General features: G+C 73.0%; 8 protein-coding genes. 4 read left to right on the top strand and 4 right to left on the bottom strand.

Annotated elements, in window-relative coordinates:
* Positions 1–95: 95 nt before the first annotated feature.
* Entirely contained in the window at positions 96–518 is a 423-nt protein-coding gene (locus tag ACFV6I_RS12230; RefSeq protein WP_380337866.1) for a type II toxin-antitoxin system VapC family toxin, read from the bottom strand.
* The gene (locus ACFV6I_RS12225; protein WP_380337863.1) at positions 515–790 is read right to left on the bottom strand and encodes a hypothetical protein; all 276 of its coding nucleotides are present in this window, start codon (positions 788–790) and stop codon (positions 515–517) included. The genes ACFV6I_RS12230 and ACFV6I_RS12225 overlap by 4 nt, the downstream gene beginning before the upstream one ends.
* A gap of 138 nt (positions 791–928) precedes the next feature.
* On the opposite strand from ACFV6I_RS12225, the gene ACFV6I_RS12220 reads away from it, so the two are divergent.
* Positions 929–1,630, top strand: coding sequence for an exonuclease domain-containing protein (locus ACFV6I_RS12220; RefSeq protein WP_063347107.1), 702 nt, complete (start codon positions 929–931; stop codon positions 1,628–1,630).
* Between the two features lie 27 nt (positions 1,631–1,657).
* On the opposite strand, the gene ACFV6I_RS12215 is transcribed toward ACFV6I_RS12220, so the two are convergent.
* Both ACFV6I_RS12215 and ACFV6I_RS12210 read right to left on the bottom strand, forming a co-directional pair.
* Positions 1,658–2,686: a polysaccharide deacetylase family protein gene (locus ACFV6I_RS12215; protein ID WP_380424887.1), complete on the bottom strand. Its 1,029-nt coding sequence runs from the start codon at positions 2,684–2,686 to the stop codon at positions 1,658–1,660.
* Positions 2,687–2,986: 300 nt separating this feature from the next.
* A complete protein-coding gene (locus tag ACFV6I_RS12210) occupies positions 2,987–3,880 on the bottom strand; it encodes a phosphotransferase enzyme family protein (protein WP_063347106.1) in 894 nt (297 codons plus the stop codon).
* A 403-nt stretch (positions 3,881–4,283) separates the two neighbouring features.
* Between ACFV6I_RS12210 and ACFV6I_RS12205 the strand changes: the two genes are divergently transcribed.
* The 3 genes from ACFV6I_RS12205 to ACFV6I_RS12195 form a co-directional block, all read left to right on the top strand.
* The gene (locus ACFV6I_RS12205; RefSeq protein WP_380424884.1) at positions 4,284–6,512 is read left to right on the top strand and encodes an MMPL family transporter; all 2,229 of its coding nucleotides are present in this window, start codon (positions 4,284–4,286) and stop codon (positions 6,510–6,512) included.
* A gap of 323 nt (positions 6,513–6,835) precedes the next feature.
* On the top strand, positions 6,836–7,039 hold the full coding sequence (locus ACFV6I_RS12200) for a cold-shock protein (protein WP_063347104.1): 204 nt from the start codon (positions 6,836–6,838) through the stop codon (positions 7,037–7,039).
* A 157-nt stretch (positions 7,040–7,196) separates the two neighbouring features.
* Positions 7,197–8,827, top strand: a 1,631-nt coding sequence (locus tag ACFV6I_RS12195) for a DEAD/DEAH box helicase (protein WP_380424882.1), incomplete at its 3' end; no start/stop codon positions are given.

Genomic DNA, 8,827 nt, shown 5'->3' with positions numbered 1-8,827 from the left:
CCCCGGGGCGCCGCCCCACCCCCACCCCCCCCCCAGAACGGCCGTGGCCGGCCCCGGGGCCGCCGCCGGGCCGGGGGCCAACACGTGACGCACCCTCAGTACTCCCACGGGTTCAGCACGATCGCACCGGTCCGGGCGAGATGCTTGACGTTCCGGCTGGCCAGCGTCCAACCGTTCGCGATGGCAGTGGCCGCGATCAGCGCGTCGGGCGGATCGATGTTCGTCCCGGCGCTCTTGAGCCGGCGGTGGACAGCGAGGTACGCGGCGGCCTCCCGTTCACCGATGGCCGCGATCCGGCCCCGGTACTCCACCCGCATGCCCTCCAGGACATGCTCGAACACGGCTCGGCGTAGCGGATCGGACGTGGCCGCGACCCCAGCCTCGACTTCCGCGACGGTGATGACGCTGAGGCAGAGCGCCGTCGCAGGGACGGAGCGGGCCCATTCGACGACGGCGGGGGCCGGCTTCGGCCGCGTGGTGAGCTCGGCGACCACGTTGGTGTCCAGCAGATAGATCACTCGGTGCCCGCCGCGTCGTCGTAGGAGCGGGACCCGAACTCCAGCCCTTCGAAGGGCGTCGACAGGAGTTGGTCGAGGAAACCGTCGTTCCCCAGCGTCGCCCAGCGGTGCAGTATCGCCGGCAGCGCGTCGATGTCGGTGTCGGCGAGCTCGGCGTCGAAGTGCTTGACCTGCTCCTCGGGGAGGGACCCGCGGATCTCTCTGATCGTCCGCAACGGGTGGGGCTCGTCGGGCCGGTGAGGGGGCACGGGCAGATCCGGGGAGGTACTCATGGTCGGCTCCTTCGCTCAGGTCCGAGGACCAGACTAGGGCGCCGAGCAGCGGGATCAGCTCCCCCAGCGGCCGGGTTGTCGGTGGGGCGGGTGATGATGGGGGCTGTTTCGAGAGGCAGGACGGAAGGACACCCCCTTATGAGCTGGTGGCAGCAGCCACTGGTCGGCTTCGACCTGGAGACCACGGGCACCGACCCGGCCGTGGACCGCATCGTCACGGCCGCGCTCGTGGACACCGTCGGGGCCCGCCGGGTGGGGGCCGTGCACTGGCTGCTCGACCCCGGGGTCCCGATCCCGGCCGAGGCGGAGGCGATCCACGGCATCGGCGACGACCTGGCCCGCGGCAAGGGCCGGCCGGCCAAGGAGGCGGTGGAGGAGATAGCCGGCGCGCTCTGCGAGCGGCTCGCCGCAGGGCGCCCGGTGGTCGCGTTCAACGCGCCGTTCGACCTGTCGCTGCTCGACGCCGAGCTGCGCCGGTACGGGCTGGTGCCGCTCGCCGAGCGCCTCGGCGCCCCGGTCGGGCCGGTGCTGGACGCGCTGGTCGTCGACCGGGCGGTGGACAAGTACCGCAAGGGCTCGCGCACCCTGCAGCGGGTCTGCGAGGTGTACGGCGTCGAGCTGACGGACGCGCACGAGGCGGGCAGCGATGCGCTGGCGGCCGTCCGGGTCGCCGTCGCCCTCGCCGAGCGCTACCGGGCCGAGGTCGGCGACGTCGCGCCGGCCGAGCTGCACGGGCGCCAGATCGGCTGGTACCGGGAGTGGGCGGAGGGCTTGCAGGCGTGGCTGCGCCGCGGCAAGGACCCGCAGGCCGTGGTCGACCCGCGGTGGCCGATGAGGTAGCCGCCCCCGGGGTGGCCGGTGAGTCGGCTATTCGGCGGGCCAGTCGAAGGTGTAGCCCTGGGCGACCAGCCAGGGCAGCAGCTGCTTGAGCGCGGCCACGCTCTGGGTGCGGTCGCCGCCGCCGTCGTGCATCAGGATCACGCCGCCGGGCTTGAGCTGTTTCTGCACGGTGGAGACGATGGCGGGCACGCCCGGGCGGGACCAGTCGTGCGGGTCGACGGACCAGCCGAGCGAGGACATGCCGAGGCTCGCGGTGATCTGCTCGTTGTCGGCGTTGAAGCCGCCGCCGGGGGCGCGGAACCAGTCGACCCGGGTGCCGGGGCCGCCGGCCTTGACGATCATGTCCCTGGCGGCGGAGATCTCGTAGACGGCCTTGTCGTGGGGGAGCTTCGCGAACGGCTGCGGGTGGTGGACGCTGTGGTCGCAGAGCCGGTGGCCGGCCGCGAGGACGCGCTTGACCAGGGCCGGGTTGGCGGCGGCGTTCTGGCCGATCTCGCAGAAGGTGGCCTTGGCGTGGTACTGGGCGAGCAGGTCGAGGATCTGGCCGGTGGCGGGGCCGGGGCCGTCGTCGAAGGTGAGCGCCACGGTGCGGCCGCCGGAGGCGGTGGAGCCGATGACGGTGCCCGGCTTGACCGGTGCGGGCGGCGGCGCGGGGGTGCCCGCGGCCGTGGTCGCGGGCGTGGTCGCGACGGCCGTGGTGGTGACCGGGGTGCTCGGCGTGCCGCCGTGGGGCGCGGCGCTCGTCCCGGCCGGCGCCTGGGGCGTGTGCGGCTTCGGGACGGCCGGCGGGGCGGCGGAGGCGGGTGCGCCGTCGGAGTCGGGGGTGGGCGCGACGGTGGCGACGGGCCCGTCGGTCGGCCGGCCGTCGGTCGGCGCGAGGGTGATCGGGGGCTGGGTGCTGACGCCGGCCGTCGGCTGGAGCGCTCCGCTGGCGGTGCCGCACGCGGCCAGTCCCAGGGCGGCGGCCGCCACGACGCAGCCTGCGACCAGCCGGCGGCGGGCCGTGAGCGCGGTACGGGTCGGGGGGGAGGGCCGGCGGGTGGCGGAGTGGGGCATGGCGGCGGCTCCTGTGGTGCAGAGGGGTGCAGAGGACGGGCGCCGATCCCTCGGTCAGGATGACTGTCCGATAGGACGCCGAGCGTACGTGCCCCGGTTGCGGAGCGGACCGCAGCGCCGTAGGAGTCTTCTCACACGCGCCCGGTTGGCGCCCCCGCGGCCCGCCGGGTATCCCGGGGGCCGTGCCGGGGGCGGCCCCGTCACTTCAGAGGACCGGCACTTCGGAGGACCGGTACCTCAGGGGCCCGGCACTTCAGGAGCCGTCACTTCGGAAGCTCGACGCCCCAGGAGCCCGACGCCTCAGAACGGGTACCAGCGCACCTCGGTGGCGCCCTCCCGCAGCGAGGCGACCCGGCGCCGGAACTCCGCCAGCGCGGCCGGGTTGCCGGGTACCTGCTGGGCGACCCAGGAGGCGCTGGCGGTCTCCCGGGCCCCGCGCAGCACCGCGAAGCCGGGCCAGGCGCGCACGTCCCAGCCGTACGCCTCGACGAAGGCCCGGTACTCCTCGCCGGGCACGCCGTACCGGTCGTGGCTGAGCGCGAGGACCACCAGGTCGTGTTCGCGCAGGTCGTGCGAGACGTTCTCCAGGTCGAGCAGGACGGGCCCGTCCGGGCCGACGTGGACGTTGCGGGGCAGCGCGTCGCCGTGGATCACGCCGGGGTGCAGGTGCGGGGCGAGGTCGGGCAGGGCGGCGGCGAAGCCGTCGCGGCGGTGGCGCAGGAAGGCGACGTCGGCCGGGTCGACGTGGCCCTCGGCGGAGGCCAGCCAGCGTTCGACGGGGGCCAGCAGGTCGCGGTGGGCGAGCGGGAAGGGCGGCAGCGGCAGCCGGTGCAGGGTGCGCAGCAGCGGGGCGAGGTCGGCGGGGCGGGCGGGGCGGACGGCGGGGGCGAGCCGGTGCCAGAAGGTGACGGGGTGCCCGTGGGCGAGCTGGGGCTCGGCTTCCACCGCGTCGTACGGGCGGACCACCGGGACGTCCTGGGCGGCGAGCCAGTGGGCGACGGCGAGTTCGTGCCGCGCCCGTTCGTACAGTTCGGGGCCGCGGCCGACCTTGGCGACGACGGCAGGGTCGCCGAGGTCGAAGACGGCGTTCTCGCCGAGTGCGAGCAGCCGGGCGTCGCCGGGGCCGGGCAGTCCGGCGGACTCGCAGGCGTGGGCGAGCAGCAGCCGGGCGCGGCCTTCGTCGAAGGGGATCATGGCGGTGCTCCGTTGGGGCGGCGTTCATCCGGAGGCCTCCGGACGGTGATCATCATGACGGACCGGGGTGGGGTTTTCCCTACCTTCCTACCCTGACATCTCCTCCTAGGGGGTAGGGGGAGAGATCCACCCTGAGGGGGAGCTGTCTCCACCCGGAGCACGAGGTCAAGGGTGGTGCGCCCGGGGGAAACTGGGCCGGGGCCGCTGAGCGGCGGCCCCGACGGGGGTTGGACCACGGGGGCTCCTTGCCGGTCGGCAAGCAAGTGCTCGTAGGATGACGCCCAGACCTACTTACCTGCCGACCGGCTAGGGAGCGCCGCCGCGCGTCTCCCACCGGTCCAGCCGTCGCCCGGCGTCCCGTCCCCCAAGGGCTGCGGTGAACCATGCCCAGGAGGCATCGAGCATGTTCCACCGACTAGGACAATTCGTCGTACGCCGCGCGTGGTGGGTGATCATCGCGTGGGTGATCGGAATGATCGCCGTCATCATGACCGCGCCGAAGGTCAGCTCGCAGACCGACGAAGCCGCGTTCCTCCCCAAGCACTACGAGTCCATTCAGGCCGCACAGGTGCAGGAGCGGGCCTTCCCGGCCGCCTTCACCCCGGGCGCGCTCGCACTCTTCGAGCGCAACGACGGCGCCGCGTTCACCGACGCGGACAAGGCCGCGATGGGCAAGCTCGTCCAGGACCTGACGGCCAAGAAGATCGACGGCGTCGAGAAGATCATCCCGCCGTCCGACCAGCTGGGCATATCCCCGGACCACAAGTACGCGATGGCCATGATCGCCGTCGACAAGTCGAAGCAGCAGGACCAGAACAAGACCGCGGACATCGCCAAGGCCATCCGTGACGACGGCAAGGCGCTGGCCTCCGGCACCGACCTGAAGTTCCAGCTCGGCGGCCCCGCCGCCCAGGCGCTCGACCAGAAGGAAGCCTCCGGCTCGGCCGAGGGCATCATCACCATGGCCACGGTGCTGCTGGTCATCGTGATCGTCGGCATCATCTTCCGCGGCATCCTGGCCGGCCTGCTGCCGGTCCTGGTCTCGCTGATGATCGCGCTGCCCGCCTCCATCGGCCTGATCAACTACGCGACCGACATCTTCGACCTCAAGAGCACACCCATCCTGATGGCGATCCTGATCGTCGTCGTGCTCGGCGTCGGCACCGACTACTTCCTGTTCCTCGCCTTCCGCTACCGCGAGCGGCTGCGGGCCGGCGACGACCGCAACGCCGCCGTGGCCAACGCGGTCGGCCGGGTCGGCGAGGCGATCGCCTCCGCCGCCGGCGCCGTCACCATCGCCTTCGCCGCGCTGATCCTCTCCAGCCTCGGCATGTTCCAGGCGCTCGGCCCCGCGCTGGCGATCGCGGTCGTGGTCACCGCCCTGGCCTCGATCACCCTGGCCCCCGCACTGCTCGCGGTCATCCCCGCCCGCGCCGTCTTCTGGCCCGGCAAGAAGTGGACGAACGAGCCGAGCACCGCGCGCTTCACCGCGCTCGGCCGGATCGTCCAGAAGCGCCCGGCGCTGGCCGCCGTCGCCTCCGGCGGCGTACTGGTCGCCCTGTCCGTGGGCGCGCTCGGCTACAACGGCAACTTCGACATGGCCGGCAGCTCCATGCCCAAGGACAAGGAGTCGATGGTCGTCCAGGACACGATGGCCAAGGGCTTCTCCGCCGGTGCCGCCGACCCGAGCCAGGTCTACCTGAGCAGCACCGACGGCAAGAAGCTCGACCTGGCCTCCTTCCCGGCCTACGCCGACAAGCTGCAGGGCGTCGTCGGGGTCTCCAAGGTCTACCTGCCGAGCGCCGACGCCAAGAGCATCAGCGCCGACGGCGCCACCGCCCAGTTCACCGTCATGCTCAAGGACGCCCCGGCCAGCAACGAGGCGATCGACGCGGTGACCGAGCTGCGCACCGTCGCCCACGCGCAGGCCCCGGCCGGCAGCGAGGCCAAGGTCGGCGGCCTCACCTCGGTGTTCAAGGACATCAACCTGGCGATGACCCACGACTACAAGCTGGTCTTCCCGATCGCCGGGCTGCTGATCCTGCTCATCCTGGCCCTCCAGCTGCGCAGCGTGGTCGCCCCCTGGTACCTGATGGCCTCGGTCGGCCTCGGCTTCAGCGCCACGCTGGGCGCCACCACGCTGATCTTCCAGAAGATCGGCAACGAGACCGGCCTGATGTTCATGATGCCGATCCTCATCTACCTCTTCGTGGTGGCGATCGGGACGGACTACAACATCCTGATCATCGCCCGTCTGCGCGAGGAGGCCCGCGCGGGCCGCAGCCCGCGCGAGGCGGCCCGCGAGGCGCTGCGCCACGCAGGCCCGACCGTCGCCGCGGCCGGCTTCATCCTGGCGGCCTCGTTCGGGACGTTCATGCTCGCCGGCAACACCTTCATGATGGAGTTCGGCTTCGCCATGGCCTTCGGCATCGTGCTGGCGGCCTTCGTGATGGCGATGTTCTTCACCCCGGCGCTCACCGCGCTGATCGGCAACCGGGCCTGGTGGCCCGGCCACGGCGCCGACCCCGACCCCGAGCATGGCCACGGCGGGGGCCACGGCGGGGGCCACGGTGCCGGCCCGGCGCCGGCGGCGGACGCGTACGGCGTGCCGGAGCCGGCCGGACGGCGCTGATCGCTTCGTTCGGACACGGGCGACGCCCGACCGACGCGCCAAACAGGCGGCGTCCCGCTTCGGCGGGGCGCCGCTTGCCCCCTTTTCCTGGCCGCCAAACGTGATCTGTCGAGCACAAAAGTCCCCGGTCAATCGGGGTGTCGCCGTGCTACAGTCGACCCAGTTGCAGTTTTGGTTCCCATGAACGTATGTGTGCGCCTGCTGGTTCCAACCAACAGGCGCATTTGTTTTGTCCGGTGTTTCAGTCTCCGGATGGGGATCGCGGCTACTCCGGGGTTCACGCGGTGTGAATCCCTGATGCCCCAGTTTTTGAGGAGACGGTTATGGCTACCGGCACCGTGAAGTGGTTCAACAGCGAAAAGGGCTTCGGCTTCATCGAGCAGGCCGAGGGCGGCCCGGACGTGTTCGCCCACTACTCGAACATCGTGGCGAACGGCTTCCGTGAGCTCGTCGAGGGCCAGCAGGTCGAGTTCGACGTCACCCAGGGCCAGAAGGGCCCGCAGGCCGAGAACATCCGCGTCATCTGACGTCAGCCTCCACGCTGACTCGCGATCTCGCGAAGCGGGGGCCCGTACCACACGGTGCGGGCCCCCGCGCATGCCGCCGTACGGCCGGGGCGGCGAATTTCCTACCGACGGCCGACCAGCCCCTACCCGGGGCTGCCGACCGACGTATGGAGACTTCGTGACCACCCCTGCCCGCCCGCCGCGTGACCGCGCCGCCCGCACCACCGACCAGGCCCGCCGCGGCGAGAACCCGCGCCGCAGCGCCGGCGCCGGCCGTGCCGAGAACACCGGCCGTGGCGAGAACGCCGGCCGCACCGGCGCCGGAGACCGCGCCCGCCGCGGCGAGAACCCGCGCGCCACCGGCGACGCCGAGCGCGCTCGCAAGCCGCGCGGCCGCACCGGCGCCCCCAAGAACACCCGCGCCGCCGCCGTGCCCGAGGCCGCCGAATTCACCGTCGTCGAGGGCACCCCGGCCCGGCCCCCGGCGGACACCTTCGCCGAGCTGGACCTGCCCAAGGGCATCCTCAGCACGCTCACCCGCGAAGGCGTCATCGCGCCGTTCCCGATCCAGGGCGCCACCCTGCCCGACTCGATCGCCGGCCGCGACGTGCTCGGCCGCGGCCGCACCGGCTCCGGCAAGACCCTCGCCTTCGGCCTGCCGCTGCTCGCCCGCACCGCCGGGCGCCGCGCCGTCGCCCGCTACCCGCTGGCGCTCGTCCTGGTGCCCACCCGCGAGCTCGCCCAGCAGGTCACCGACGCGCTCACCCCCTACGCGACCGCCGTCAACCTGCGGATCACCACCGTCGTCGGCGGCATGTCGATCAACCGCCAGGCCAACGCCGTCCGCCGTGGCACCGAGGTCCTGGTCGCCACCCCCGGCCGGCTCGACGACCTGATCGGCCGCGGTGACGTCAACCTGTCCGACGTCGCCATCACCGTCCTCGACGAGGCCGACCAGATGGCCGACATGGGCTTCCTCCCGCAGGTCAGCAAGTTGTTGGAGCAGGTCGCCGAGGGCGGGCAGCGGATGCTGTTCTCCGCGACCCTGGACCGCAACGTCGACCGCCTGGTCAAGCGCTTCCTCACCGACCCGGTCACCCACTCGGTCGACCCGTCGGCCGGCGCGGTCACCACCATGGACCACCACGTCCTCCAGCTGGACCAGGCCGACAAGGCGTCCACCACCGCGCACATCGCCTCCCGCGACGGGCGCGTGATCATGTTCGTGCACACCAAGCACGGCGCCGACCGCCTCGCCAAGCAGCTGCTCGCCACCGGCGTCCGGGCCGCGGCCCTGCACGGCGGCAAGTCCCAGCCGCAGCGCAACCGGGTCCTCGACCAGTTCCGCGACGGCCACGTCACCGCGCTGATCGCCACCAACGTCGCCGCCCGCGGCATCCACATCGAAGGCCTCGACCTGGTCGTCAACGTCGACCCGCCGGTCGACCACAAGGACTACCTGCACCGCGGCGGCCGCACCGCCCGGGCCGGCGAGTCCGGCACCGTCGTCACCCTCGTCCTGCCCGAGCAGCGCCGCGAGGTCAACCGGCTGATGACGGTCGCGGGCCGCGGCCCCGCCGGCGCCAAGGTTGCGCCCGGCGCGGCCGACCTCGCCAAGATCACCGGCGCCCGCACCCCCAGCGGCGTCGCGGTCGCCGTCGCCGTCCCCGCGCCCGCCGAGGCCCCCGCCGCCAAGGCCGACGCCAAGTCCGGCAACCCGCGCCGCCGCCCCGGCAAGCGCTCCGCGCTGCCCGCCGACGTCGACATGAACGGCAACCCGCGCCGCCCCCGCCCCAAGCAGCGCATGGG

The sequence above is a fragment of the Kitasatospora sp. NPDC059803 genome, from assembly GCF_042732255.1.
Taxonomy (GTDB): domain Bacteria; phylum Actinomycetota; class Actinomycetes; order Streptomycetales; family Streptomycetaceae; genus Kitasatospora.
Note: the sequence above shows the minus strand (reverse complement) of the source record. Positions and strands in the feature narration are given on the sequence as shown.